The sequence below is a fragment of the Micromonospora sp. CNZ280 genome (assembly GCF_011759515.1).
This window is the reverse complement of the sequence record NZ_JAAOYP010000002.1, coordinates 311584-337389: the sequence shown is the minus strand read 5'-3', so window position 1 is coordinate 337389 and position 25806 is coordinate 311584. Positions and strand designations below refer to the sequence as shown.

Here is a 25806-nt window from a genome sequence, read left to right as displayed (position 1 = left end):
GTGCCGGTGCTGCGACAGCTCGACGACCTGGGCGGACAGCTCGCCTTCTACCTGCGGGCCTTCGGCTGGGCGCCGCGCACCCTGCGCCGCTACCGGCGGGAGGTGGTACGGCTGCTCGCCGAGGTCAGCTTCGGCACCGGGGCGCTCGCGGTGCTCGGCGGCACCGTCGGCGTCATCTGCTTCCTGACCTTCTTCACCGGCACCGAGGTGGGCCTGCAGGGCTACCAGGCGTTGAACCAGATCGGCAGCAGCGCCTTCACCGGCTTCATCTCGGCGTACTTCAACACCCGGGAGATCTCCCCGCTGGTGGCCGCGCTGGCGCTGTCGGCCACCGTGGGCTGCGGCTTCACCGCCCAGCTCGGCGCCATGCGGATCTCCGAGGAGGTCGACGCGCTCGAGGTGATGGGCGTGCCGTCGCTGCCGTTCCTGGTCACCACCCGCATGATCGCCGGCTTCATCGCGGTGATCCCGCTGTACGTGATCGGGCTGCTCTCCAGCTACCTGGCCACCCGCGCCATCGCGGTCTTCTACTTCGGACAGTCGGCGGGCACCTACGACTACTACTTCCACCTGTTCCTGCCGCCCGGCGACGTGCTCTGGTCGTTCGGCAAGGTGCTGGTCTTCAGCGTGATCGTGGTGCTCGTGCACTGCTGGTACGGCTACACCGCCAGCGGCGGACCGGCCGGCGTGGGCGTCGCGGTGGGCCGCGCCGTGCGGCTGGCCATCGTCGCCGTCAACATCGTCGACTTCTTCCTGTCCCTGGCCATCTGGGGCGCCACCACCACCGTCCGGATCGCGGGGTGACCATGAGACATCGCATCCTCGGCATCGTCTTCGTCGCCGTCCTGGCCGCGGCGCTGACCGGCTCGGTCCTGCAGTACCGCAAGGCGTTCACCCCGGTCGCCTGGGTCACCCTGCACGTCGACCGCGCCGGCCTGCAGCTCACCGACGGCGCCGACGTCAAGGTGCGCGGCGTGCTGGTCGGCGACGTCCGCTCGGTACGCGGCGACGGCGACGGGGCCACCCTGCGGCTGGCCCTCGACCCGGCGACCACCGCCCGGATCCCGGCCGACGTGACCGCGCGCCTGCTGCCCAAGACGCTCTTCGGCGAACGGTACGTCGAACTCGTCCCGCCACCGGGCAGCACCGCCGGACCGATCCGTGACGGCGCGGTCATCACCCAGGACCGCAGCCGCACCGCCGTGGAACTGGAACGGGTGCTCGACGAGGCGCTGCCGCTGCTGCAGGCGATCCGCCCCGACCAGTTGGCCGCCACGCTCGGCGCGTTGGCCACCGCGCTGGAGGGCCGCGGCGAGCAGCTCGGCGCGAACCTGGCCCGGCTGGAGGCGTACCTCGAACGGCTCAACCCGGCCATGCCGGCCATCGCGGCGGACGTGCGCGCCCTGGCCGCGGTGCTGGACAGCTACGACGCCGCGCTGCCGGACCTGCTGGCGCTGCTGCGCGACGTCAGCGTCACCGCCCGGACGGTCACCGACCAGCGCACCCAGCTGGCCGCGTTCCTCGCCGAGGCCACCGACGCCGCCGACGTCGCGCACGGCTTCCTCGACCGGCACGGCGACCAGCTCATCCGGCTCGGCGCGGTGAGCCGGCCGGTGCTCGAACTGCTCGCCACCTACGCCCCCGAGTACCCGTGCCTGATGAGCGGGCTGGTGGCCCTGCAACCGCGGGTGGAGGAGGTGTTCGCGGGCGGCCGGATGCGGATCACCCTGGAGGTCACCCGCGACGGCGGCAAGTACGAGCGTGGCCGCGACGAGCCGGTCTACCGCGCCGACGACGGCCCGCAGTGCCACGGCCTGCCCCGCCCGGCCAGCCCCGCGCCGGAAAAGCCGATCGACGACGGCTACGACTACTCCGGCCCGCGACCGCCGGTCACCCTGCCGGTCGGCCTGCCCGCCCCGGCCGCCGGCGCCTCCCCGGCGATGGGGCAGGCCGCCACCGGCGAGGAACGCGCCCTGGTGAAACCGCTGCTCGGCGCGGTCACCGGCACCCCGCCGGCGGAGGTGCCCGACATCGCGGTGCTGCTGTGGGGGCCGCTGCTGCGCGGAGCGGTGGTGAACGCCCGATGACCGGCACCATCCGTCCGCTGGTGAAGCTGCTGGTCTTCGCCGCGGTGACCCTGCTGCTGACCGGGATGCTCGCCCAGACCCTGGGCGCCTTCCCGGCCGGCGGCGTCACCTACCGGGCCCGGTTCACCGACGTCACCGGCCTGCTGCCCGGCGACGACGTGCGGATCGCCGGCGTGCGGGTCGGCCGGGTCGCGGACATCCGGGTCGTCGACGACACGGTGGCGGAGGTGGAGTTCACCCTCACCGAGGACGTCCCGCTGGCCACCGGCGTCCGCGCCGCCATCCGCTACCGCAACCTGGTCGGGCAGCGCTACCTCGCGCTCACCGAAGGGCCGGGGGACCGGCGGCCGCTGCGCCCGGACGGCCTCATCCCGGTCGGGCAGACCACCCCGGCGCTGGACCTGACCGTGCTGTTCAACGGCTTCCGCCCGCTGTTCACCGCGCTGCGCCCGGAGGACGTCAACAAGCTCGCCTACGAGATCATCCAGGTGCTCCAGGGCGAGGGCGGCACCGTGGCGAGCCTGCTGAGCCGCACCGCCTCGCTGACCAACACCCTCGCCGACCGGGACGCCGTCATCGGCCGCGTGGTCACCAACCTGAACACCGTGCTGACCACCCTCGCCACCCGGGACCGGGACCTCGACCGGACCATCACCCAACTGCAGGAGTTCGTCTCCGGGCTGGCCGCCGACCGGACCGCCATCGGCGAGGCGCTGGTCAACCTCGGCGACCTCACCGAGGCGACCTCGTCGCTGGTGGGCGAGGCCCGCCCACCGCTCGCCGCCGACATCCGCGCCCTCGACGAACTCGCCGGCACGCTCAACCGCAACTCCGCTGTCATCGACAGCACGCTCGGCCGGCTGCCGCAGCGCTACGAGTCGCTGACCCGGGTCGCCTCGTACGGCTCCTGGTTCAACTTCTACCTCTGCGACTTCGACGGCCGGGTGTCGGCCGCCGGCCAGACCCTCAACCCCGTCACCTTCAGCGCGCCGGCCGCGCGGTGCGCCACCGGAGGCAGCCGATGAAACCGTTCCGCGAACGCAACCCCGTGGTCACCGGCGCCGTCGGGTTGACCCTGATCGTCGCCGCGCTGCTCGGTGCCTTCCAGCTCGACCGGCTCGCCGCGCTCACCGGCCGGGCCTACCAGGCGGCCTTCACCGACGCCAGCGGCCTCGCCGTCGGCAACGAGGTGCGGGTCGCCGGGGTCCGCGTCGGCAAGGTCACCGCCGTCGAGCTCGCCCGCGACACCCGGTCGTACGTGCGGGTCCGGTTCCGGGTCGACGACGACGCCGTACGCCTGGGCGACCGCACCGGCGCGACGATCCGGATCAAGACGGTGCTCGGCCAGAAGTACCTGGCCCTGGCGCCGGCCGGGGCGGGCCGGCTGCCGGAGGGTGGGCAGATCCCGCTGGACCGCACCGCCGCCCCGTTCGACGTGGTCCAGGCGGTCACCGGGCTCGCCGACACCCTCGACAAGGTCGACACCGACCAGCTCGCCGCCGCCTTCACCACCCTGTCGGAGACCTTCGCCGACACCCCGGCCAGCGTCGACTCCGCGCTGGGCGGGCTGGCCCGGCTCTCCCGCACCGTCGCCGACCGGGACGCCGAACTGCGCTCGCTGCTCACCCGGGCCCGCGAGGTCACCGGCGTGCTGGCCACCCGCGACGAGGAGTTCCGCAAGCTGGTGACCGACGGCGAGGCGCTGCTGGCCGAGGTGACCCGCCGCCGGGACGCCATCCACAAGCTGCTGGTCGGCACCAACGACCTGGCCACCCAGCTGTCCGGACTGGTCGCCGACAACCGGACCGAACTCGACCCGGCACTGCGGGAGCTGCGGGAGGTGATCGCCGTGCTGCAACGCAACCGGGACAACCTGGAACGGAGCATCGCCCGGATGGCGCCGTTCGTCACCGCGTTCGCCAACGTGGTCGGCAACGGCCGCTGGTTCGACTCGTACGTGCACGGGCTGGTGCAGCCGTACGTGCCCACGGGTGGCCGGTGATGGCCGCCCACCGCTGGCGCCGGCCGGTCGCCGCCGCCACCGTCCTGCTCACCGCGCTGGCCGCCGCCGCGGTGGTCGCCCGGCACGAGCCGCCCCAGCGGCGGCTGACCGCCCACTTCACCCGCGCGGTCGGCGTGCATCCCGGCTCCGACGTGCGGGTCCTCGGCGTACGGGTCGGCGAGGTGGTGGCGGTGACCCCGCGCGGGCGCACCGTCGAGGTCGCCATGCGCTACGACCCGGCGGTGCCGATCCCGTCCGACGCGCAGGCGGTGATCGTCCCGCCCAGCGTGGTCAGCGACCGGTACGTCCAGCTCACCCCCGCGTACGCCGGCGGCGCCACGCTCGCCGACGGCGCCGACATTCCGGTGAGCCGCACCGCGGCGCCGATGGAGATCGACGACATCTACCGGGCGCTGGACGACTTCAACCGGGCGCTCGGCCCGGAGGGCGCCAACGCCGACGGCGCGCTGTCCGACCTCGTCGCCACCGGCCGGGCCAACCTGGAGGGCAACGGCGAGCAGCTGCGGGAAACCCTCGACGCGCTGTCCCAGTCGCTGACCACGCTCGCCGACGGCCGGCAGGACCTGTTCGGCTCGGTGGCCAACCTGCAACGGTTCACCACCACCCTGGCCGAGAGCGACCAGCAGGTGCGCGCCTTCCAGCGGCGGCTGGCCGACGTGGCCGAACAGCTCTCCGGCGAGCGCGACGAACTCTCCGCCGCGCTGCACAACCTGGCCGTCGCGCTGGCCGACGTCACCGCCTTCGTGAAGAAGAACCGCCAACTGCTCACCGCCGACGTCGCCGCGCTCGCCGACATCACCGGGGTGCTGGTCCGCCAGCAGGAGGCGGTCATCGAGATCCTCGACGTGGCGCCGCTGGCGCTGAACAACCTCGCGTTGGCGTACAACCCCCGGTCGGGCACCCTGGACACCCGCGACAACGCCACCGGCCCGTACGACCCGGCCGGCTTCGCCTGCTCGCTGATCGTCGACCAGCTGCCCGCGAAGCAGGTCCCGGCCACCTGTCACGCGCTCGCCCGGACGCTGCACGCGCGTGGGCTGCCGATGACCGACCAGCTGCGCGAGCTGCTCAAGCTGCCGCCCGGCGCCCCGACGGCCGGCCCGGTCCCGCCGGGCGAACCTCCGTCCACCCCGCCCGGTGGGCCGGCCCTCGACCCGGTGCCGGGCGGCCCCGTCGACACCCTGGACCGTACCCTCGGCGGCATCCTGCGAGGTCCGGCATGACCGCCCGGGCCCGCCGGCTGCTGGCCGCGGCCCTGGTCGTGGCGCTGCTGCCGGCCGGCTGCGGCCTGCCGGAGCTGACCGACCTGCCGCTGCCCGGCGGCGCGCCGTCCGGCCCCGGGTACCGGGTCACCGCCGAGTTCACCGACGTGCTCGACCTGGTGCCGCAGGCGGCCGTCAAGGTCGACGACGTCACCGTGGGCAGCGTCGAGAAGATCTCCCTCGCCGGCTGGACCGCCCGGGTCACCCTGCGGATCGACCGCGAGGTCGACCTGCCCGCCAACGCCACCGCGGCGGTCCGGCAGAGCAGCCTGCTCGGCGAGAAGTACGTGACGGTGACCGCCCCGACCACCGAGCGGCGCCGCGGCCGGCTCGCCGACGGCGACGTCATCCCGCTGGCCCGCACCACCCGCGGCGCCGAGGTGGAGGAGGTGCTCGCCGCGCTCGGCCTGCTGCTCAACGGCGGCGGCCTGGCCCAGCTGCGCACCATCAACCAGGAACTCGGCCGGGCGCTCGACGGCCGCGAGCCCGCGGCCCGCGACGCGCTGCGCCGGCTCGACGAGTTCGTCGGCGGGCTGGAACGGCAGAAGGCGGACATCGTCCGGGCCGTCGAGGCGCTGGACCGGCTGACCGGCCGGCTCGCCCGGCAGCGGCAGGTCGTCGGCGAGGCCGTCGACGCGCTCGCCCCCGGGATGACCACGCTGGCCCGCCAGCGCGCCCAGCTGACCAGCGCGCTGACCGCCCTCGGCGAACTCGGGCGGGTCGGCACCCGCGTGGTCAACCGCAGCCGCGACGACACCCTGGCCAGCCTGCGGTCGCTGAAACCGATCCTCGAACAGCTGGTCCGCGCCGGGGACGACCTGCCGAAGTCACTGGACTTCATGTTGTCGTACCCGTTCCCGCCGAACGTGACCGGCGCGATCGTCGGCGACTTCGTCAACCTCTCGATCACCGCCGACCTGGACGCCGCCTCGATCCTGGCCAACCTGGTCGCCGCCGCGCCGGCGCCCGCCGGGTCGGCCACCGGCGGGCGGACGCCCGGCGCCGCACCGCCGCCCACGGCCGGCGGGTCGCGTCCCGGAACCCGCCCCGGCGGGTCCCTGCCGGACCTGCCGCTGCTGAAGTGCCTGCCGGATCTGACCAGGTTCCCGGCGACCTGGACGCCACCGAAGGAGTGCCAGCTGCCGGAGGGCTGCCTGCTGCTCAAGCCCGGCTCCAAGGTGCCGGTCGGCGGGCTGATCCTGCCCAAGGGGATCGTGCCGCCGGGCACCGCCTTCCCCGCCGGCACGGAACTGCCCGCCGGCACGATCCTCTCCGCCGACTGCATCCTGCCGGTGACCGGCGCCATCACCGGCACGGTCGGCGGCCTGACCGACATCCTCGGAGGCGGGCTGCTGCCATGATCGGACGGACCGCGAAACTCCAGGTCATCGCCTTCGTACTGGTGAGCCTGCTCGGCGTCGGCTACGTCGGGGTGCGCTACGTCGGCCTCGGCGACCGGCTGCTCGGCGGCGGGTACGTGGTGCACGTCGACCTCGCCCGCGCCGGCGGCCTGTTCGCCAACGCCCCGGTCACCTACCGCGGGGTGCCCGTCGGCCGGGTCACCGCGGTCAACCTGCGCGGCGGCGGCGTCCGCGCCGACCTGCGGATCGACCGGGACGTCCGGGTGCCCGCCGAGCTGCGCGCGGTGGTGGCGCACCGGTCCGCCGTCGGCGAGCAGTACCTCGACCTGCGGCCGGACCGTGACGACGGCCCGTACCTGCGCGACGGTTCGGTGATCCCCGCCGAGCGCACCGGGGTCCCGCTCGCCCCCGAGGTGCTGTTGTCCAACCTGGACGCGCTGGTCCGCTCGGTCGGCCCGGAGGACCTGGCCGTGCTGATCACCGAGCTGGGCACCGCGTTCCAGGGCAACGAGGCGGCGCTCGCCCGGATCCTCGACGCCGGGGACGCGCTGCTCACCGACGCGACGGCGGCCCTGCCCGAGACCCTCGCCCTGATCCACGACGGGCGCACCGTGCTGACCACCCAGGCCGAGTCGGCGGAGGCGCTGCGGCGCTGGGCGCGCGGCCTGGCCGAGCTGGCCGCCACCGTCCGGGAAGCGGACCCCGACCTGCGGCGCGTCCTCACCGCCGGCCCGCCCGCCGCGACCGAGACGATCGCGCTGCTGCGCGGTCTGGAGCCGACCATCGGCACCCTGCTCGGCAACCTGGTGACCGTCAACGGCATCGCCGCCCGGCGGCTGCCCGGCATCGAGCAGTTGCTCGTGGCGTACCCGATCGCCGTCGCCGGCGGCTTCACCGTCACCCCGGGCGACGGCACCGCCCATCTCGGCCTGGTGCTCAACGTCAACAACCCGCCGTCCTGTGTGTACCGGGGCGGCAGCCGGCAGTGCGGCCAGCAGGACCGGGCGGCCGGCGCCGGGGTGCGCGGCGCCCCGAACGCGCCGCGCCCGGGCGGCGCCGACCCGGCGCCCGCGACCAGCACCCCGCCCGCCGGCACCGCCGTCGGTTACGACCCGGCAACCGGCCTGGTGCTCGGCTCCGACGGACGGCCGTTGCAGTTCGGCGGGACCGGCGGCCAGTACCGGACCGCCGGTGACCAGTCGTGGAAGCAGTTGCTGCTCGCCGGGGTGACCCCGTGACCGGCAGACCCGAGGAGGAGCCCGTGCAGACCCGCAGGGACCGCAGGCTGAAGGTGATCAAGGGCGCCAAGGCCGGCGCACCCGGCCGGCCCACCCAGCGCCGGCTGGTCAGCCGTCCCGTGCCGCGTCCGGAGCCGTCGATCGAGGCCGTGCTGGAGCGGCTCGACCAGGCGCCGGTGGCGGACCCGGACGAGGTCGACGAGTTGACCGCGCTGGGCGACCCGGCGCGGGCCGACGACCCACCCGCCGAGGACGACCCGGCCGGCACCGGCGACCCCGGGGCGGCCGACGGGACCGCCGCCGACGGCGCGGCGGCGGACCGGGCCGCGACCCGCCGCAAGGCTCTCGTGGGCCTGCTCGTGGTGCTGCTCGCCGCGGCCCTGGCCGGGGCCGGGTTCTACGGGCACCGCTGGTACACCGTGCGCGCCGTCGAGGAGGCCCGCCAGGCGGCGGTGGCCGCGGCCCGGCAGGCCAGCGTCGACTTCGTCTCGGTCAGCGCGGCCAGCGTCGATCGGGACCTGCAGCGGATCTCCGCGGGGGCGACCGGCGAGTTCAAGGACGAGTTCACCCGCGGCCAGGCGCAGGTCCGCGCCGCGGTGGTGGAGAACAAGGTCGACTCGCGGGGATCGGTGCTGCGGGCCGGCCTGGTCTCCGGCGACCGGAACCGGGCGGTCGTCATCGTGGCCGTCGACGCCACCGTCAAGAACGCCAAGGCGCCCGAGGGCCGGCCGTCGCACTACCGGATCCAACTGGACATGGTCCGCGACCGGGACTCCGGCGAATGGCTCGTGTCCCGACTCCAGTTCGTCGGATGACCCCGGCGCGACGTCTCCAAGGAGGACCGATGCGTTTCCTCACCCGCATCCCGCGCCCCAGGCTGCGGCCAGTCCGGGTCCGGCCGGTGCCCGCGCTGGTCGCGGCGATCGTGCTGGCGGCGGGCGTCGCCGTCGCCGGCTGGTACGCCGACCGCGCTGCCGACCGCCGCGACGCCGCCGTACGGCAGGCACTGGCCACCGCTCCGGCGGCCGCCAAGGCCATCTTCTCGTACGACTACCGGACCTTCGACGACAGCGTGGCGAACGCCCGGACCTTCACCACCGGCGCCTTCGCCGACGAGTACGCGCAGACCACGGCGGCGTTGAAACAGACCGCCACCAAGCAGCAGGCGGTGGTGCTGGCGGAGGTCACCTCGACCGGCGTGGTCACCGCCACCGCCGACCGGGTGGAACTGCTCGTCTACCTCAACCAGTACCGGCGCAACGTCACCACGGCGGGGGAGAAGGTGGACCAGAACCGGGTCGTGCTCACCCTGGAGCGGGTCGACGGTGACTGGAAGGTGACCCGGGCCACCGCCGTCTGACCGTTGCCGGCGCCCGCACCGAGGCCCAGCGGGACGCGGACTGTCGCCGCCGGCTCGACTAGGCTCTCCCCACGGCGACGGTGGCGGGAGGCGACCGTGGGCAGGGAGAGCTGGCTCGACGTGGATCCGGCGGGCCTGGCGAGCCTGGCGGACCGGATGACCGATGTCGCGGAGCGCCTGGCGGCGGTCGAGTGGCCCGACAGCGGCGAGTTGCCCGCGACGGCGGGCCCGGACGGTCGGCCGCTGCGCGAGACGGCGACGCGCTGGCTGGACGAGCTGCCCCGCGCCGCCGGCGAGCTGCGGGAACTCGCCGGCATCGTCCGACAGGTCGCGGGTTCGGTGCGAACGGTGGACGAGGAGATGGCGGCCCAGCTGACCCGCCTGCTCCGGGACGTCTCCGATGGCCGGTGACCTCCACCGGCGGCTGGCCGGAGCCGCCACCGACGCGGCCGACCGGTGGGCGGACGCGGCCCGGGCCGCCGGGCAGGCCGCGGACGAGCTCCACCGGGTGCACCGTGACCTGCCCGCGCACTGGCGGACCGGGGTCGGGCTCGACAACGTCGATGAGACGCTGCGCCGCCTCGTCCGGCGGCTGGAGGACGCCCACGACACCTACCGGGCCGTCGCCGAAGCGCTGGCGATCCGGGACCGGGAGTTGGCCCGGGCCGGGCAGCTGATCAGCCGGACGGTGGCCGAGGCCCACCAGGTGGGGCTCGTCGTCACGCCGGACGGCGAGGTCGTTCCGCCGGCCGCCGGCGCCGCGCCGATGGCGGTGCGGGCGCTCGCCCGGCGGCTCTCCGCCACCCTCGCCGAGGCGACGGCCCACGCCGAAGCGGCGCGGGCCCGCGCGGCCGACGTTCTCGCCTCGCTCGCGTCCCGCTGACCCCGGCGGACCCGTCAGGAGATCAGGACTCGGCGAGGGCGGTCTGGATGAGCCGGGCACCGTCGCGGCGGCGCACCAGCGTGCCGCGACCGGGCGGCATCGGCTGCGGCCGGAGGTTGCCCAGCACCTGCCCCTCCTCGCGGTTGCCCGACATCAGCAGCCCGGGTGAATCCAGCTCCCGCAGCCGCTGGAGCACCGGCTCGTAGAGCGCCCGGGCGAGGCCGCCGACCCGGCGGGCGAGGATCAGGTGCAGGCCGATGTCGCGGGCCTGGGGCAGCAGGTCGTGCAGCACGCTGAGCGGGTTGTTGCCCGCCGACGCGACCAGGTCGTAGTCGTCCACCAGGATGAACAGTTCCGGCCCATGCCACCAGCCGCGGGTCCGTAGCTGCTCCGTGGTGACGTCCGGGCCGGGCAGCCGGTTCGTCATGGCCTCCCGGATCGAGGCGAGCGCCTGGGCGAAGCCCTGGTTGGACGGCGCGTACTCGAGGAGGTGCTCGGCCGGCACGGCCCCGAGCAGGCTCCGGCGGTAGTCGGCGACCACCAGCCGTGCCTGGGCCGGCGTGCGGCGGGCCACGAGCTGTTGGGCGACCAGCCGGAGCAGGTTGCTCTTGCCGCACTCCGCGTCGCCGAACACGGTCAGGTGCGGGTCGCTGTCCAGGTCGAGGTAGACCGGCGCGAGCGAGGCCTCGTCGACGCCGATCGGCAGGCCGGCGGCGGACGGGTCGCTCACCTCGTTCAACTCCGCCCGGGTGAGCCGGCGCGGCAGCATCCGCACCGGCGGTGCGGCCCGGCCCGGCCAGGCCGCGACGACCTGGTCCGCCAGCGCGGCCGTCGCCTCGGCCAGGTCGTCGACGCTGTGCTTGCCGTCGAGGCGGGACAGGGCGGTGAGGAAGTGCAGCCGGTCCCGGGTCAGGCCGCGGCCCGGCGCCGCCTCCGGGACGTTCGCCGCGGTCCGCCGGTTGAACTCCGACTCGTTGGGATCACCGAGCCGCAGCTCCAGCTTGGTGCCGAGCAGGTCGCGCATGCTGAGCCGCAGCTCCGACCAGCGGATGGCGGTGAGCACCACGTGTACGCCGTACTGGAGCCCGCGCTGGGCGAGGAGCGTGACGGTCTCCTCGAGCTCGGCGTACTCCAGGCGCAGGATGTTCCAGCCGTCCACGACGAGGAACACGTCGCCGAACGGGTCGTCGGCGAACTCGCCGGCCGCGCGCCGCTGGCGGTAGCTGGCCATGGACTCGACACCCTGCTCGGCGAAGCGGGCCTCCCGCGCGTCGAGCAGCGCCACCACCTCGGCGACCGTGCGCCGGACCGCCTCGGTGTCGCGGCGGCCGGCCACCCCGGACACGTGCGGCAGCGCGGCGAGGCTGCGCAGCGCGCCGCCGCCGAAGTCGAGACAGAAGAACTGCACCTCGCGCGGCGTGTGGGTGAGCGCCAGCGAGGCGATCAGGGACCGCAGCATGGTGCTCTTGCCGCTGAGCGAGGCGCCGACGACGGCCACGTTGCCGCCGGCCCCGGCGAGGTCGACCAGCAACGGGTCGCGGCGCTGCTCGTACGGCCGGTCGACGACGCCGACCGGCGCGGTCAGCGACCCGGCGGCGACGGCCGACGTGAGGCCGCGCTTGGGCTCCCGGGTCAGCGGCAGCAGCTCGTCCAGGGTGGGCGGCTCGGCCAGCGGCGGCAGCCAGATCTGGTGCGCGGGCGGCCCGCCGTCGCGCAACTGGTGCACCACGACGTGGAGCAGGCTGCGACCGGCGAGTTCCGGGGGCACGGTCGCGCCGGCGTCGACGCCGGTGAGGGCCGGCGGGCCGGAGACGTACGTGGCCCGGAACCGGGTCATCGCGGCACCCGTCTTCAGGTAGCCGTGGCCGGGGGCGTTGGGCAGCTCGTACGCGTCCGGCACGCCGAGCACGGTGCGGCTCTCGAACGCGGAGAAGGTACGCAGACCGATCCGGTACGACAGGTGGGTGTCCAGCCCGCGCAGCCGCCCCTCCTCCAGCCGCTGGGTGGCCAGCAGCAGGTGCACGCCGAGCGACCGGCCCAGCCGGCCGATCATCACGAAGAGATCGATGAAGTCGGGTTGCGCGGCGAGCAGCTCGCTGAACTCGTCACAGATGATCAGCAGGCTGGGCAGCGGCGCCAGCGGCTCGCCGGCGTCCCGTGCCCGCTCGTAGTCGAGCCGGGAGACGTAGTTGCCGGCCGTCCGCAGCAGCTCCTGCCGCCGGACCAGCTCGCCGGCGAGCGCCTCGCGCGTCCGCTCGACCAGGGGCAGCTCATCGGCGAGGTTGGTGATGACCGCGCTGGTGTGCGGCAGTCCCTCCAGCGAGCTGAAGGTGGCGCCGCCCTTGAAGTCGATCAGGACGAGGTTGAGGTCGGCTGACGAGTGCCGCGCCGCGAGCGCCACGACGATCGTACGGAGCAGCTCGCTCTTGCCGGAACCGGTCGCGCCGACGAGCAGCCCGTGCGGGCCCATCCCGTCCTGCGCCGACTCCTTCAGATCGAGCAGCACCGGCGCCCCGCCCTCGTCGACGCCGATCGGCACCCGCAGGTAGTCCGGTCCGAGCGGGGTCCGGTGCCCCGCGAAGCTCCACAACGCGGCGTAGTCCGGGATGTCGAGCACAGTCAACGGCTCGTCCGGCGCCCTGGTCGTGTCCGGGCGAGTGGCGACCCGCCCGGCGTCGACCCGGGGCAGGCCCCAGGCCTCCGCGATCACCGACACCATCGCCCGGGCCCCGCCCGTCGGCCGACCCTCGGCCTCGATCTCCGTCTCCGGATCGGTCCCGCTGACCGTGAGGTCGGGCAGCGCCACCCGGAAGGTGCGCCGGCCGTAGATGGCCCAGCCCGGCACGTTCATCGGCAGACGGGCGGCCTGGTCCGGGTTGACCCGCGACTCGTGCGGCTGCGACAGCCGGGTTTCGATCCGGGCCTGGGGCAGCTCCAGCAACTCCTCCGGGATGACCCGCCAGCTGCGTTCGAGCACCACGACGTGGAACCCGTAGCCCAGCCCCTTGTTCGCGAGGTCCACCACCCGCGGGGAGAAGTCGGGCAGCAGCGTCGCGAAGTCCTGCCACCGGTCGACGACCAGGAACACGTCCGGATACGGCTTGGCCTCGACGCCGGCCCGCCAGGCCCGCAGGCTCGCCGGCGATTCCAGCTCGTGCCGCCGGAACAGCTGCTTGCGGTCGAGGACCTCCTGTTCCAGCAGGTCGAGCAGCGCGCGGACCTCACCGACCTCGTCGTCGCCGACGACCGCGCGGACGTGCGGCAGCCGCCGCATCGGCCCGAGCAGGTTCCCACCCGACTCCAGGCAGTAGAAGGCGACCTCCCGGTCGGAGTGGGTGAGCGCCAGCCCGGCGATGAGGGAGCACAACAGCGTGGTCTTGCCGGTGCCGGTCCGGCCGACGAGGAGCAGGTGACCTTCCGAGGCGGCCAGGTCGAGCCAGACCAGCTCACCGGCCGGCTGGTCGATCCGCTGCGCCTGACCGATCGGAACCTTCAACAGCCCCCGTCGCCGCCAGTCGGTGGCGCACAGCTTCACGTCGCCACCGGGCTCCAGCGGGCCCAGCAGGTCGCCGAGTCGCGGCTCGCGGTGGTCCCGCCGGCGCCGCTGGCGGTGGTGCCCCTCCCGGGACAGCGCGATGTGTACCTCGTCGCTGGCCTGCCCGAACTGGCACGGCGACTGGGAGGAGGTCCGCTTCGGCAGTTCCAGCCGCACGTACCGCCACAGGTCGTCCGGGGTGATCCGGCCCTGCCCGGTGATGTCGGCCGCGCCGGTGCTCAGCCCCTGGATGATGGTCTCGGTGAAGGCCGAACGGAGCCGTGACGTGGTCTCGGAGGCCGGCCGGCCGTCGTCGGCCCGCTCCACGGAGTTGGTAGCGGTGATGACGTAGCGGCCGTAGCCGGTGCGCAGCTCGCCGTCGATGGCCAGGTCGTCGGTCGTCTTCAGGCCGTGCCCCTCGAAGGCGCCGCTGTAACAGCAGTCCAGCAGGATCACCGAGCTGGCGGCGTCCGACTCGTCGAGCAGTTCCCGGACGAAGGAGGCGGACACCGCCGTCGAGGAGAGGTGGTCCACCTCGGTGTTGGCGACCGCGAGGTAGAGCCGGCCGCGCTTGCTGCTGCGCACCCCGTGGCCGGAGAAGTAGAGCAGGACCAGGTCCTCCGGCCCGGCCGCCCGGAGCATCGACTCGATCGCCCGCTCGATCGAACTCTTCGACTCGTTCTCCAGCAGCATGGTCTGGTCGAAGGCGCCGACGTCCGCGTCGGCCAGCAGGCTCAGCAGGTCGCGTGCCTCTTCCCGCGGTGCGTAGAGGTCGGTCAGCGACTCGTCGATGTAACGGTCGTTGGCGATCAGCAGGGCACGGCGCTCTCCCACGGGTCAGCTCCCGGCGGCGCCGCCACCGTGCTGACCGGCCACCGGCCGCCGCTCCGGCTGGGCCGGAAGCTCGGCGGTGGCCGCCGGCGTGCCGCCGATGAGCTGCGTCAGCTCGGTGACCAGTCGTGCGTCGACCCGGGTCGACCCGGTGATCACCAGCTCGTTGTCGCCGCTGCGCAACGTGATCGACCGGGCCTTGACCCGGTCGGCGTAGGCGACGGCGACGTACGCGAGGGCGCGCAGGCTCGCGGCCGAGAAGAGGCCGCCCACCGCCAGCATCCCCAGCTCCCACGCCTGCTGCGACTTGCCGTGCCCGTCGGCCGCCGACCGGGCGTGCGCGATCCGCAACCCCGGCACCGTACGCAGGTCGTCCGCCAGTTGGCGGGCGAACTCGTCCACCCGTTCGGCGGGGGTCGACGGTCGCGGTTGGATCGACAGCAGGAGCTCGGTCACAGCACACCTCCGTACGGGTGTCTACATTCAACACCACTGCCGCGCCCCCGATGGTCGTCGCCCGGCGCCGTCGAAGAGCGGCGTTCTACCGTCCAGCGGACCGGTCGGCGAGGGTGACGTTCGCGGCGGCGAGCACCGCCTGGTGGTCGGGGCCGGCGGCGAGCGCGGCGAAGTAGACGGTGTCGACGGCGCCGGCCAGCGGGTCCTCGCGGGCCGCGGCCCGGACCGCCGGCAGCGCGATCGCCTGCTGCGAGCAGTTGGGGGTGCCGTCCGGCGTCGTGACCGTGGTGGACGGGACGCGGTCGTCGGCCCACAGGCGCGCCCACGCCTGCTGGTCGTCGTCGAACGGTGGCGGCAGCGGCTCGCCCTGATCGAGGGCCGTCAGCGCCCGGGCGATCCAGTCGACGCCGGCCAGGCCGGCGAGGGTGCACGCCTGGCGGGCGCCCCACCGGGCGACGGCCCGCTGGACGTCGGGCGTCGCGTCCGCCAGCGCGTCGAGGAACGGGCGGTCCAGGCGTGCCAGACCGATCGTGTTGGCGGGCACCCGGCGGAGGCGGTCGGACGGCGGCGCGCCGCCCCACCGGCGGGCCTCGAACTCCCGCTGGCGGCGGCGGTCGACGGCGGCCCGCGCCGCGGCCTTGGCTGCCAGCTCGGCGAGCAACGGCTCCCACGGATGCGGCGACCCACCCTCGGCCGGACCGCCGGGCAGGCGGTCGAGCAGGTGGTCCCAGACCAGCCCGAGCAGGACGGCGTCCGACGCCGGGACGGCGCGGTGAACGACGGCGAGGTCCGCGGTGCCGTCACCGGAAGCCGGTGTCACGCCGACCTCGACCGTGCTGATCCGGGCGTCGGGCACCTGGCTCGCTGTGCCCGGCTTCGGCGCCCACCGCCACTGGGCGATCAGTCCGCCGTCCGTGGAAACGGGACGCAGCCTGATCTCCAGCCCGCCGGCGGGCAGCACCAACTCGTCGCCCTGGACGGTCGCGCCGAGCAGGTCGGCCGGGCGGCGCAGCAGGTCGGTGGCCCGGCCGAGGGCGATCGTGCGGTGCCGTCGTACCGCCACCCGGGCGGCGGGCCGGTGGACCGGCGTCCCGTCGTTCCCGGCGGCGGCCCGGCGCAGCGCCACCTCCCGAGGGTCGGGATCGGCCAGGTTGACCAGCCGCACCATCGCCCAGCCGGCGGCCCGCGCCGGCCTCGGTGCCCAGGACGAGGGCCGCAGGCCGTCACGGCGCAGCGTCCGGAAGCCGCGGTCCTCGTCCACCGGCCACACGGTGACCGCGTACCGCTCCGGCGCGTCGGGTGCGGCGGGGCTGCCCTCCGGCCTCCGGTCACGCGCCCGGACCCGCACCCGGTACAGGCCCGGCCGGCCCGCCGCCACCCTGCGGAACGGCGCCGGGCAGTCGCCCATCAGCCCGCACACGCTGACCCGGCCGTCCGGCAGCCACACGGTCGCCTCGGCGACGGCCTCCCAGCCGTGGTCGTCCTCGATCGGCGGCGACCCGAGGACGGCGAGCCGCACCCCGACGTGAGCGGTGTGCGGCCCGGTGAGCACGGTGAGCCGACTCCGGCCGGTGACCTGGAGCAGATCGTCGCCGACCGTGTAGAGCCCGAGGTCGTCGCCGCGCTCCGCGCCGTCGCCGACCTGAAACTGGTGGTACGACACGAACACCGGGGTGAAGCCGTCGCCCAATTCCACGCGTGCCTCCTCAGTCGCCCGCCAGCGCGCCGAGCTGCCGTAGCACGGTGGGATCGGTGATGGTGTCGTCCGCGGCCAGCATGATCGCCTTGGACAGGATCACGGACAGCATCGGATCGTCATCGAACGGCAGATGCAGCCGGCCGGCCCGGTCCCGCGCCGCGACTACGCAGAGGTAGGCGTCGTTGGGGTCCATCAGGATGTTGCCGGAGCCGAGGTGGATCCGGTAGCTGCCGAGGTTTCCCCGGACGTGGAGATAGCGCTCCGACAGCTCCACCCGGTCGGCGATCTTCATCCGGGGCAGCAGCCGGGCCAGCGCGTCCCGGCGGATGTCCGCCGACGGCGTCAGCTCCGCCACGACGCTGCGCTGCCAGTAGTCGCGGAACCGGTCCTCGCCACGGTCGGCCCACTGCGGATCAGCGGCGATCGAGGTGACCCCGACGAACAGGTCGACGTCCCGCATCGCCTCGGTGAACACCAGCGGCGGGACGTCGGCCACCGGCACCGGCTGCCAGGTCGTCCCGTCGCGCCAGGCGAAGCGGACCTGGTCGGTCGCGCAGTACTGGGCGTCGTGGCTGTCGTTCAGCTCGTCGACCAGGGCGTGGTGGAAGGACGCCTGCCACTGCCCGCCGCCGAACTCCTTGGTCGCCTCGCTGGCGTACCCGCCGTCCCAGGGGCCGAGGTAGCTGGCCTGCCAACCGCGCACCCGCATCAGCGCGTTCGCCTGGCGGTAGCTCAGGATGTGGGCGGCGAACCGATTGGAGTAGCCGTGGGTTTCTTCCTCGGCTGGAGTGAGCAGGTAGACCTCCCGGAACGCCTGCTTGAACGGCTGCCGCAGCCCGGTGGCGAGGACGTGTTCGCGCCACGCGGCGACCTCGGGCACCACCGCCCGGATTGGATGCCACAGCCGGACCCGGTCGCTCCGCACGAGCCGGCCGTCGAGGCCCACCAGCGTCCACCCGTCGGCGTCGCGCCGCGGCAGGCCGGCCGTCCACCGGCGCCCGTCGGTGCTCGTCTCCCAGAGCAGCCGCCGTCCGTACGCCCCGGTGACCGGGTGATCGAGGAATCGCAATACCCAGTCCGGGTAGGCCCAGGTGCGATCCTCGGACAACAGCCCCTCCACCCGCTGCCGCTCGGCCGTCACCGTCGCGCCGACCGCCTTGACCAGCTCCCGTAACCGGGCGAGCTGGTCGCCGTGCTCCTGCTTGACCGTGGCCGGGACGCTCTTCAGCAGCTGGCCGCCCCGGGCGAACGTCAGGCGTGCCCTCTCGCCCACCACCTCGACCGTCGCGTCGTATGCCCCCAGCCGGGTGCGCAGGCGCCCGTCCCGGTCGAGCCCGTGGTCGTCGACCGTCAGCTCCAGCACCTCGCTGAGCGTCCATCCCCGCAGCGCGCCCAGTTCGGCCAGCGCCGCGTGGACCCGGGTCCGCACCGCCTTGTTCTTCACCGTCACGGCCAGCCTGGCCAGGGTCCGCACCGGTGCCTCGCCGGCGCGCCCGGCCAGCAACCGCACCGCCGCGATCGCCGTGCGCTGTGCGTGCGGGAAGCCTGCCGCGTCCCGGGGCGCCGCCGCCGCGACGGCGGTCACCCGCGCCAAGAGGTCGGTCGCGGCGTCGTCCTCGGCCCGAGACAGTGCCCACACCAGCCCGCGGAGCAGCGGGTCGGTGTCGTCGTGCACGGACCGTCCATGCGCGACGAATAGCGCCAGGATCGCGCGGACCACACCGGGGCCGTCCGGTGCGATCGCGAGATGCTCGTCGAGCCGGCGCTGCCAGGTCGCCGACGGACTCGGCCGGGTCAGCGCGGCGCAGTGCACCAGCAACTCCGCCACACCCGGCGCGGCGAGGGCGTGGCCCAGTTCCGCGCGGACCCGCGGGCCGAACGCGTCGCCGTCGTGCAGCAGCCAGTACGGCACCCGCCGCCCGACCGCGCGGTCGACCACCCCGCCGATCAGCTGGATCGCCCGACGCCGCGGCTCCCGAGCCACGAAGTGGTCGTTCGCGAGCTCCGTGAGTAGCCCGGACAGCGCAGGTGCCAGGTCGACCAGGTCCGCCGGGGGCAGGCCGGTGGTGATCACTGTCGGCAGTTCCAGGTGGGCTCCGTCGTCCCAGGCCTCGCCGTCGGCGATCGCGTGGAGGCACCAGAGCAGGTCCGACCGCCGCCAGGGCAGGTCACCGTCGGCGAGAGAGCGCATGGCGGAGCCCAGCGCGAGCGGGGTCGACGCGGTCGTGACCGCGCGGTGCAGGGCGAGGGCGGCGAGTCGACGCTCCGGCGCCGGCCAGGCGACCACCGACGCCCACTCCGGGATCCGGGTGACTGGTCCCCAGTAGTAGCTGGACGCCCGGCGGAGCACCTCCCGGATCCGCGCGTCCGCCTCGGCCAGCACGGCCTCCACCTGCTCCCGCTCCGACGGCGTCAGGTCGGGCAACAGGGACTGCCAGCCGCCCACCTCAGCCGCCCACCAGCGGCACCAGCCGCACGAACGCGACGTCCGGGTCGGCGCGGAGGTCGATCTCCTCGTCCAGGTCGTCGACCTGGTGGTTACCGACCAGCAGCACGAAGCCGTTGCGGGCGAACGCCGCGCAGGCCGCGTCCGCCTGCTGTGCCCAGTCCAGCCGCCGGTCGCGGGCGACCCGGTAGCCGTTCAACGTCGCCTCCGTGTCGGTCGGCTGCACCAGCCCACGGAAGTGCTCGGGACGGTTCGCGTTGAACCGGGCCACCTCCTCGCGGACCCGCAACCGGACCAGATCCCGCGCGGTGATCCGGTCGGGCAGGCCCGGCAAGGGCCAGCAGTCGATCGCTCTTCCTGTCGCGGTCTCGTCCCGGACCGTCACCGTGGCCATCCGTGCAACTCCTCGTCTCAGTGTGGCCGGCATCATGGCAGCACCATCCGACGCTTTCCGTCGGAGGCGCGCTCAGGCCACATCGGACCGTGCCCGGCCGCACGGCCCGCCTCGGCGTCACCGGGGCGACCGGCATCAGCAACCGCCGGCAGCGCCGACGGCCGGCGTCAGCGGCGCCGGCCGCGGAGCCGGCGCAGCGCGTACAGGGTGGCGCTGGCCAGGAACAGCAGGCCGGTGGCCAGCAGCCAACGGCCCAGGAAGGGCTGCTGGTCCTGGCCGGTCGCGGCGAGGTAGGTCGGCCCGCCCTGCCGGAGGATTCCGGGCAGGTAGACGAGGAACAGCAGCCCGGCGGCCAGGGCCGGTACCCGGACGTGGTTCACCAACGACGGCCCGGCCGCCGGAGGGCGGACGGCTCCTCGCAGGACCCGGTCGGCCAGCGCGTAGACCGGGAAGAGCACCAGGTCGTGGGCGATCGCCGCGCCGACGAACCAGACCAGCATGGCCCCGGCGGTCGGCTCGCCGGCCAGCCGGAGCACCACCCACCCGGTCACCGCGAGGGCGATCGCCATCAGCAGCAGGTGCCGCACCCCGGCGCCGTACGCCGCGCGGAACCGGGAGCCCACCTCAGCCATCGGTACGCGTCCGGAACTCGATCTCGCTGACCCACTTCGTGCAGTGCACGCCGGGCAGCGCGGGGACGATGATCCGCGCCGGGAAGCCGTGGTCGGGGGAGAGGTCCGCCCCGTTGACGGTCAACGCGAGCAGCGAATCGGCGTCGAGGACCTGGTTGGCCTGCAGGGTCGCCTGGTTGAACAGCCCGGCCCGCTCCAGCGAGCGGACGTGCGCCGAGCCGACGTCGCCCGCCCCGGCGAGCGCGGCGAGGTCACGCAGCCGGACGCCGGTCCAGGTCTGCAGGGTCGACCAGCCCTCCACGCAGGCGATCGGCAGCCGGGCGGTGTGCTGGGGCAGGGCCAGCAACGCCGCACGGTCCAGGGCGACCGTCCGTCCGCCGGCGCGCACCGTCACCCGCCACCGTTCGCCGGTGTCGTCGTCCCGCACGCCGGCGGCGACGGCCGTGCGGTTGACCGGGAACCCGTTCGGCCCGCCACCGGGCTCCCGCCCGCGGGGCAGCAGCAGGGCGGTGCGGCGCCACGCGCCATCCAGGCTCTGCCCGACGGTGAGCGCCCCCAGCAGCAGGGACAGGCCGCCGACCAGGGTGAGCGCGCCGCGCCGGCTGACCGTCGGCGCCCCGGGACGCACGGGCACCAGCCCGTCCGGGTCCGGCGGCTCGGGACGGGTGCCGGCCCGCGAGGTGGCGAACTCGCGGCCGGGCGGGCGGGAGCGCAGCGCGGAGACCAGCCGCGGCAGCTTCAACCCCACGTGCGCGACCAGTGCCGCGGTGAACACCCAGGCGCCGAAGTAGTGCGCGGTGTAGAAGTCGAACCCGAACAGGTACGCGTACTGGATGTTCAGCAGCCCGGTGGCGACCTGGAACAGGATGCCGCCGACCAGCAGGAGCAGCGACAGCCGCTCCAGCATCTGCGCGGCCGAGCGGGCCGGCGGCCAGTCGAACAGCTTCGGGATGACCGACCAGAGCTTCGCCAGCACCACCGGGACCAGCATGATGCCGAGCGTCACGTGCAGCCCCTGGGTGACCCGGAACAGCCAGGACGGGCGGGTCGGCCAGTCGAACGGCGGCAGCCGCAGCCAGCCGACGTCGCGGGGAAACGCCTGGCCGAACTGCGGACCGTAGGCCAGGTAGTCGAGCAGCCCGGTGACGATCACCAGCGGCAGGGTGACCAGCAGCACCGCCCCGAACACGCTGGTCAGCCAGGGGCCGCGCAGCGGGCTGCGCCAGCGGCCGGCCACCGTCGCGGCGCCCGGCGGGGGATGCCGCGCCAGGAACCGCCACCACCGCCGGGGATAGCCGTACGCCGCCCGGTCCGGCTCCGGCGGGACCGGGGCGCCTCCGGGCGGGTAGCTGCTGTCGGTGCTCACTCCCGCAGGCTAGAGCCGGCGCCCCCGCCCGGGCCCGGGTTGCGCGATTACCGGATCCTTACCGCCTGCGCTGGCGCCGGCAACCGCCACCGCCGTGGCCACCGCCTCGGCCCCGCCACCGCCAGGCCATCGCCACCACCTCGGCCACCGCCACGTCCGTGGCCACCTGCGGGTGGCTGATGTTTCGAGGTGCTTACGGGACCGGCGATCCGCCCTGACGGCGGCCCCGGCCGACCTACCCTGACCGGATGCGGGTACTGGTCACCGGCGCGGCCGGGTTCATCGGGTCCCAGGTCGTCGACCTGCTCACCGGCGCGGGACACGAGGTGGTGGCGCTGGACGCGCTGCTGCCCCAGGCGCACGGCGCCGAGCTGCCCGAGTGGAGCCGCCCGCACGCCCCGGTGGTCGGTGACGTCCGTGACCCCGACCTGCTCGACCGGCTGCTGGCCGGGGTCGACGCGGTCTGTCACCAGGCGGCCATGGTCGGGCACGGGCTGGACCCGTCGGACGCGCCCGCGTACGCGAGCCACAACGACTACGGCACGGCGGTGCTGCTCGCCGCCATGCACCGGGCCGGCGTGCGCCGCCTGGTGCTGGCCAGTTCGATGGTGGTCTACGGCGAGGGCCGCTACGAGTGCCCCCGGCACGGTGTCGTCCGTCCCGCCCCGCGCCGCCCCGCCGACCTGGCCGCCGGTCGCTACGACCCGACGTGCCCGCGCTGCGCCGGCACGCTGACGTCGCTGCTGGTGCCCGAGGACGCGCCGCTGGAGCCGCGCAGCACGTACGCGGCCAGCAAACTCGCGCAGGAGCACCTGGCCGGCGCCTGGGCGCGGCAGACCGGCGGGCAGGTGTGGGCGCTGCGGTACCACAACGTCTACGGCCCACGCATGCCGCGCGACACCCCGTACGCCGGGGTGGCCTCGATCTTCCGGTCCGCGCTGGCCGACGGCCGGCCCCCCACCGTGCTCGAGGACGGCCGGCAGCGCCGCGACTTCGTGCACGTCACCGACGTGGCGCGGGCCAACCTGCTGGCGCTGGCCACGGCGCCGCCGGAGCCCCTGTCGGCCGTCAACGTCTGCTCCGGACAGCCGCGCAGCGTCGGCGAGCTGGCCGCCACCCTGGCCACCGCGATGGGCGGCCCGGCCCCGGTGGTGGTCGGCGGGGCCCGCCCGGCCGACGTCCGGCACGTGGTCGCCGATCCCGCCCGCGCGGCCGACCTGCTCGGCTTCACCGCCCGGGTCAGCTTCGCCGACGGGGTGGCGGCCTTCGCCACCGACCCGCTGCGCGAGCCGGCGGCCCTGCCCGCCTGACCGGCCAGCACGCTGCCGCGACTCGGTCAGGAGACCGTCCACAGCAGGTGGTTGACCGCGAGCGCGGTCACCGCCTGACCGGCCAGCCACCAGCGGCGGGACGCCGCCGGCAGATGCGCGGTGGCAACCAGCAGCCAGACCGCGAAGGGCAGCCAGATCCGCTCCACCTCCGCCTTGCTCAGCCCGGACAGGTCAGCGGCGAGCACCGCGACCGCCGCGGCCACCGGTAGCACCACGGTCGGCCCGGCGGCCGGCGCGGCGAGCCGGAGCGCGGCGCCGCGCCACGCGGACCGGACCGCCACCACGCCGGCCGCGACCGTCCGGCGCAGCGCCGGCCCGACCGCGGGACCGGCGCAGAGCAGCAGCGCCGCCAGGTTGGCCCACACCCAGTAGCCGTACGGCCGGTCGGCCGCCCACCCCTGGTAGTACCGCTCCACCACCAGCCGGTAGCCGTCCCACCACCAGAAGCCGGCCACGGTGAACGCGACCACCACGGTGCCGACTCCGGCGAGCCCGGCGGCCAGGGCGGCGAGCCGGCCCGCCGGTCGCACCGCCAGCACCGCCACCGCCAGCAGGCCGACCAGCACGAAACCGTACGACAGGTGCAGCGCGCCGCCGAGCAGCAGTCCGCCGGCGGCGGGCGCCAGCCGTCCGGGTACCGCGAGCAGGGCCAGCCCGGCGGCGACCACGCCGGTGAAGACGCCGTCGGCCGACGCGCCCACCCACACCCCGCCCGGCAGCAGGACCAGGAACGGCAGCACCGCGCGGGCGGCCGGCTCGGCGCCGAGCGCCCGCAGCGCGACCGGCACGGACACCGTGACGCTGGTGCCCAGCAGCACGCACGCCAGCGCGGCGGCGGTGCCGCCGCCGAGGCCCATCCGGTCCAGCCCGACGAAGAACAGCAGCGCGCCGGGTGGGTGCCCGGCGGTGTGGGTGGACCACGAGTCCGGCTGGAAGTCCAGGATCCGGCCGGTGAACCCGGCCAGCATGGCGGGGACGTCCGTGACCCCGGGGACCTCGTGCAGGTACTCGGCCTGCGGGGTGAGCCGCTCGGTGAACCCGGCCGACCAGCCGTCCACCAGCGCCAGGGACAGCGTCCACGCCGCCGACGCCAGCCAGGCCGTGCCGAGCAGCGGACCCCAGCGGGCGGTCGACGCCCACCGCACCCCCGCCCCGACCACCACGACCGCCACCAGCACCGCCGCCGGGGTGCCCCAGCCGAGATGCGGCCGCCAGGTCGCGTAGAGCGGGGCGGCGTCCGCGTACAGGCCGGCGTCACGGGCGTTGAGCACCGCACCGACGGCCACGGCGAGGGCCAGCAGCGCCGCCTCGACGCCGAGTACGGTCAGGTCCGCCCGCCGCCGGCGGGTCGGTGCCTGCCCGGGTGCGTCGGGTGGCCTCGTGGTCGTTCTCATGCCGACCGGACGGTACGTCCTCGACCCCGTCCACGACAGGCGAACGGCCGGAACGTCACCGTCCGGTAAGAACCGATCCGTCGGTAACAGATCCGTAAGGCCCGATCTGCCCTCCGGCGCCCGGCTGGCGTCCTAGCGTCAGCGGTATGCCGATCCAGATCGACGTGGTGCTGCCCTGCCTGGACGAGGCGGCTGCCCTGCCCGGCCTGCTCACCGCGCTGCCGCCCGGCTACCGGGCGATCGTGGTGGACAACGGATCCCGGGACGGTTCACCGCAGGTGGCGGCCCGGCACGGCGCCCGGGTGGTGCACGAGCCGCGCCGCGGCTACGGCGCCGCCGTGCACGCCGGGCTGGAGGCGGCCGAGGCGGAGCTGGTCTGCGTGCTCGACGCCGACGGCTCCTTCGACCCCGGCGAGCTGCCCGCCCTGGTCGCGCCGGTGGCCGACGGGGTCGCCGACCTGAGCGTCGGACGGCGCCGGCCGGTCTCGGCCGGGGCGTGGCCGTGGCACGCCCGCGCCGGCACCGCGCTGATCGCGGCGCTGCTGCGGCAGCGGGGCGTACCGCTGCGCGACCTCAGCCCGATCCGCGCCGCCCGCCGCGACGCGCTGCTCGCCCTCGGTGTCGCCGACCGGGCCTTCGGCTACCCGCTGGAACTGCTGATCCGCGCCGCCGCCGCCGGCTGGCGCATTCACGAGCTGGACGTCAGCTACGCCCCGCGCGCCGCCGGCACCCGGTCCAAGGTCTCCGGCTCGGTACGCGGCACCCTCCGTGCCACCCGCGACTTCGCCGGCGTGCTGCGTACCGTGGGCCGGCCGCGGTGAGCGTCCTGCTGGTGATGGCCAAGGCGCCGGTGCCGGGTGCGGTGAAGACCCGGCTGGCCCCGCCGGCCACCCCGGCCCAGGCGGCCCGGATCGCCGCGGCCGCCCTGCTGGACACCCTGGACGCGGTCCGCGCCGTGCCCGGCGCGGTTCCGGTGCTGGCGCTGTCCGGCCGGCTCGACGACGCCGAGCACGGCGCCGAGCTGGCCGGGGCGCTCGCCGGCTGGACCGTGTTCGCCCAACGCGGCGCGGGACTCGGTGAGCGGCTCGCCAACGCCCACGCGGACGTCGCGGCCGCCTTCCCGGGACGTGCCGTGGTGCAGATCGGCATGGACACCCCGCAGCTGACCCCCGCCCGGTTGGGCGCCGCGATCCGCCGGCTCGCCGCCGCCGACGCGGCGCTCGGCCGGGCCGTCGACGGGGGCTGGTGGGCGCTCGGGCTGCGCGACCCGCGGCACGCCGACGCCCTGCGTACCGTGCCGATGTCCACCGCGCGGACCGCCTGGCACACCCGGGTGGCGCTCGGCGAGCGGGGGCTGCGGCCAGCGCCGCTGCCCGTGCTGCGCGACGTGGACGAGTGGCCGGACGCGCTCGCGGTGGCCGCCGAGGCCAGCGGAGGCCGGTTCGCCCGCCAGGTGGCGACGGTGCGGCCAGCGCCCGCCGGTGGCCGCCGGTGACGGTGCACGCCGT

The 25806-nt window shown here is 75.1% G+C and carries 22 protein-coding genes; 14 read left to right on the top strand and 8 right to left on the bottom strand.

All coding sequences use genetic code 11. The features are described from left to right. From FHX32_RS16625 to FHX32_RS16575, 11 genes are all read left to right on the top strand, one after another. On the top strand, nt 1–804 hold the full coding sequence (locus FHX32_RS16625) for an MlaE family ABC transporter permease (protein WP_088993502.1): 804 nt from the start codon (nt 1–3) through the stop codon (nt 802–804). A 2-nt stretch (nt 805–806) separates the two neighbouring features. Then, nucleotides 807–2087, top strand: coding sequence for an MCE family protein (locus tag FHX32_RS16620; protein WP_167183615.1), 1281 nt, complete (start codon nt 807–809; stop codon nt 2085–2087). Further along, nucleotides 2084–3112 carry an MCE family protein gene (locus FHX32_RS16615; protein ID WP_167183611.1) on the top strand — a complete coding sequence of 343 codons (1029 nt, stop codon included), beginning with the start codon at nt 2084–2086 and terminating at the stop codon, nt 3110–3112. Before FHX32_RS16620 ends, FHX32_RS16615 begins: the two co-directional genes overlap by 4 nt. Continuing rightward, complete coding sequence (locus tag FHX32_RS16610) at nt 3109–4089, top strand: MCE family protein (RefSeq protein ID WP_167183608.1); 981 nt, start codon at nt 3109–3111, stop codon at nt 4087–4089. Before FHX32_RS16615 ends, FHX32_RS16610 begins: the two co-directional genes overlap by 4 nt. After that, on the top strand, nt 4089–5333 hold the full coding sequence (locus FHX32_RS16605; RefSeq protein WP_167183605.1) for an MCE family protein: 1245 nt from the start codon (nt 4089–4091) through the stop codon (nt 5331–5333). The genes FHX32_RS16610 and FHX32_RS16605 overlap by 1 nt, the downstream gene beginning before the upstream one ends. Beyond that, a complete protein-coding gene (locus FHX32_RS16600) occupies nt 5330–6733 on the top strand; it encodes an MCE family protein (RefSeq protein ID WP_167183602.1) in 1404 nt (467 codons plus the stop codon). The genes FHX32_RS16605 and FHX32_RS16600 overlap by 4 nt, the downstream gene beginning before the upstream one ends. Beyond that, nucleotides 6730–7971, top strand: coding sequence for an MlaD family protein (locus FHX32_RS16595; RefSeq protein ID WP_167183599.1), 1242 nt, complete (start codon nt 6730–6732; stop codon nt 7969–7971). The genes FHX32_RS16600 and FHX32_RS16595 overlap by 4 nt, the downstream gene beginning before the upstream one ends. Beyond that, complete coding sequence (locus FHX32_RS16590; RefSeq protein ID WP_208418821.1) at nt 7968–8786, top strand: hypothetical protein; 819 nt, start codon at nt 7968–7970, stop codon at nt 8784–8786. The genes FHX32_RS16595 and FHX32_RS16590 overlap by 4 nt, the downstream gene beginning before the upstream one ends. A gap of 29 nt (nt 8787–8815) precedes the next feature. After that, nucleotides 8816–9331 carry a hypothetical protein gene (locus FHX32_RS16585; RefSeq protein WP_167183593.1) on the top strand — a complete coding sequence of 172 codons (516 nt, stop codon included), beginning with the start codon at nt 8816–8818 and terminating at the stop codon, nt 9329–9331. Nucleotides 9332–9427: 96 nt separating this feature from the next. Further along, nucleotides 9428–9742, top strand: a complete 315-nt coding sequence (locus tag FHX32_RS16580) for a hypothetical protein (protein WP_167183590.1) — start codon at nt 9428–9430, stop codon at nt 9740–9742. After that, nucleotides 9732–10214, top strand: a complete 483-nt coding sequence (locus FHX32_RS16575) for a hypothetical protein (RefSeq protein ID WP_167183587.1) — start codon at nt 9732–9734, stop codon at nt 10212–10214. The genes FHX32_RS16580 and FHX32_RS16575 overlap by 11 nt, the downstream gene beginning before the upstream one ends. Before the next feature lie 22 nt (nt 10215–10236). On the opposite strand, the gene eccCb is transcribed toward FHX32_RS16575, so the two are convergent. From eccCb to FHX32_RS16540, 7 genes are all read right to left on the bottom strand, one after another. Next, entirely contained in the window at nt 10237–14583 is a 4347-nt protein-coding gene (gene eccCb, locus FHX32_RS16570) for a type VII secretion protein EccCb (protein ID WP_167183583.1), read from the bottom strand. Nucleotides 14584–14586: 3 nt separating this feature from the next. Continuing rightward, entirely contained in the window at nt 14587–15036 is a 450-nt protein-coding gene (locus FHX32_RS16565) for a hypothetical protein (RefSeq protein ID WP_167183580.1), read from the bottom strand. Nucleotides 15037–15121: 85 nt separating this feature from the next. After that, nucleotides 15122–16732, bottom strand: coding sequence for a hypothetical protein (locus FHX32_RS16560; protein ID WP_167183577.1), 1611 nt, complete (start codon nt 16730–16732; stop codon nt 15122–15124). A 10-nt stretch (nt 16733–16742) separates the two neighbouring features. Continuing rightward, entirely contained in the window at nt 16743–19160 is a 2418-nt protein-coding gene (locus FHX32_RS16555) for a DUF4132 domain-containing protein (RefSeq protein ID WP_167183574.1), read from the bottom strand. A 22-nt stretch (nt 19161–19182) separates the two neighbouring features. Further along, nucleotides 19183–19575 (bottom strand): hypothetical protein, encoded by a 393-nt coding sequence (locus tag FHX32_RS16550; protein WP_167183572.1) that lies wholly within the window; start codon nt 19573–19575, stop codon nt 19183–19185. 167 nt (nt 19576–19742) lie between these two features. Continuing rightward, nucleotides 19743–20207: a hypothetical protein gene (locus FHX32_RS16545; RefSeq protein WP_167183569.1), complete on the bottom strand. Its 465-nt coding sequence runs from the start codon at nt 20205–20207 to the stop codon at nt 19743–19745. Next, the gene (locus FHX32_RS16540; protein ID WP_486481136.1) at nt 20200–21573 is read right to left on the bottom strand and encodes a molybdopterin-dependent oxidoreductase; all 1374 of its coding nucleotides are present in this window, start codon (nt 21571–21573) and stop codon (nt 20200–20202) included. The genes FHX32_RS16545 and FHX32_RS16540 overlap by 8 nt, the downstream gene beginning before the upstream one ends. A 248-nt stretch (nt 21574–21821) precedes the next feature. On the opposite strand from FHX32_RS16540, the gene FHX32_RS16535 reads away from it, so the two are divergent. After that, nucleotides 21822–22883, top strand: a complete 1062-nt coding sequence (locus tag FHX32_RS16535) for an NAD-dependent epimerase/dehydratase family protein (RefSeq protein WP_167183566.1) — start codon at nt 21822–21824, stop codon at nt 22881–22883. Nucleotides 22884–22909: 26 nt separating this feature from the next. Here the strand turns inward: FHX32_RS16535 and FHX32_RS16530 are convergent, their stop codons facing one another. After that, entirely contained in the window at nt 22910–24298 is a 1389-nt protein-coding gene (locus tag FHX32_RS16530) for a hypothetical protein (protein WP_167183563.1), read from the bottom strand. A gap of 146 nt (nt 24299–24444) precedes the next feature. On the opposite strand from FHX32_RS16530, the gene FHX32_RS16525 reads away from it, so the two are divergent. Beyond that, on the top strand, nt 24445–25119 hold the full coding sequence (locus FHX32_RS16525) for a glycosyltransferase family 2 protein (protein ID WP_167183560.1): 675 nt from the start codon (nt 24445–24447) through the stop codon (nt 25117–25119). Next, a complete protein-coding gene (locus FHX32_RS16520; RefSeq protein WP_167183557.1) occupies nt 25116–25793 on the top strand; it encodes a DUF2064 domain-containing protein in 678 nt (225 codons plus the stop codon). Before FHX32_RS16525 ends, FHX32_RS16520 begins: the two co-directional genes overlap by 4 nt. Nucleotides 25794–25806 lie beyond the last annotated feature (13 nt).

Excerpts from the sequence above, each read along its gene's own strand:
- FHX32_RS16525 (WP_167183560.1), top strand. The coding sequence starts at position 24,445 with ATGCCGATCCAGATCGACGTGGTGCTGCCCTGCCTGGACGAGGCGGCT.
- FHX32_RS16585 (WP_167183593.1), top strand. The coding sequence starts at position 8,816 with ATGCGTTTCCTCACCCGCATCCCGCGCCCCAGGCTGCGGCCAGTCCGG.
- FHX32_RS16550 (WP_167183572.1), bottom strand. The coding sequence starts at position 19,575 with ATGGCCACGGTGACGGTCCGGGACGAGACCGCGACAGGAAGAGCGATC.
- FHX32_RS16615 (WP_167183611.1), top strand. The coding sequence starts at position 2,084 with ATGACCGGCACCATCCGTCCGCTGGTGAAGCTGCTGGTCTTCGCCGCG.
- FHX32_RS16600 (WP_167183602.1), top strand. The coding sequence starts at position 5,330 with ATGACCGCCCGGGCCCGCCGGCTGCTGGCCGCGGCCCTGGTCGTGGCG.
- FHX32_RS16620 (WP_167183615.1), top strand. The coding sequence starts at position 807 with ATGAGACATCGCATCCTCGGCATCGTCTTCGTCGCCGTCCTGGCCGCG.
- FHX32_RS16530 (WP_167183563.1), bottom strand. The coding sequence starts at position 24,298 with ATGAGAACGACCACGAGGCCACCCGACGCACCCGGGCAGGCACCGACC.
- FHX32_RS16575 (WP_167183587.1), top strand. The coding sequence starts at position 9,732 with ATGGCCGGTGACCTCCACCGGCGGCTGGCCGGAGCCGCCACCGACGCG.
- FHX32_RS16545 (WP_167183569.1), bottom strand. The coding sequence starts at position 20,207 with ATGGCTGAGGTGGGCTCCCGGTTCCGCGCGGCGTACGGCGCCGGGGTG.
- FHX32_RS16535 (WP_167183566.1), top strand. The coding sequence starts at position 21,822 with ATGCGGGTACTGGTCACCGGCGCGGCCGGGTTCATCGGGTCCCAGGTC.
- FHX32_RS16610 (WP_167183608.1), top strand. The coding sequence starts at position 3,109 with ATGAAACCGTTCCGCGAACGCAACCCCGTGGTCACCGGCGCCGTCGGG.
- FHX32_RS16605 (WP_167183605.1), top strand. The coding sequence starts at position 4,089 with ATGGCCGCCCACCGCTGGCGCCGGCCGGTCGCCGCCGCCACCGTCCTG.
- FHX32_RS16595 (WP_167183599.1), top strand. The coding sequence starts at position 6,730 with ATGATCGGACGGACCGCGAAACTCCAGGTCATCGCCTTCGTACTGGTG.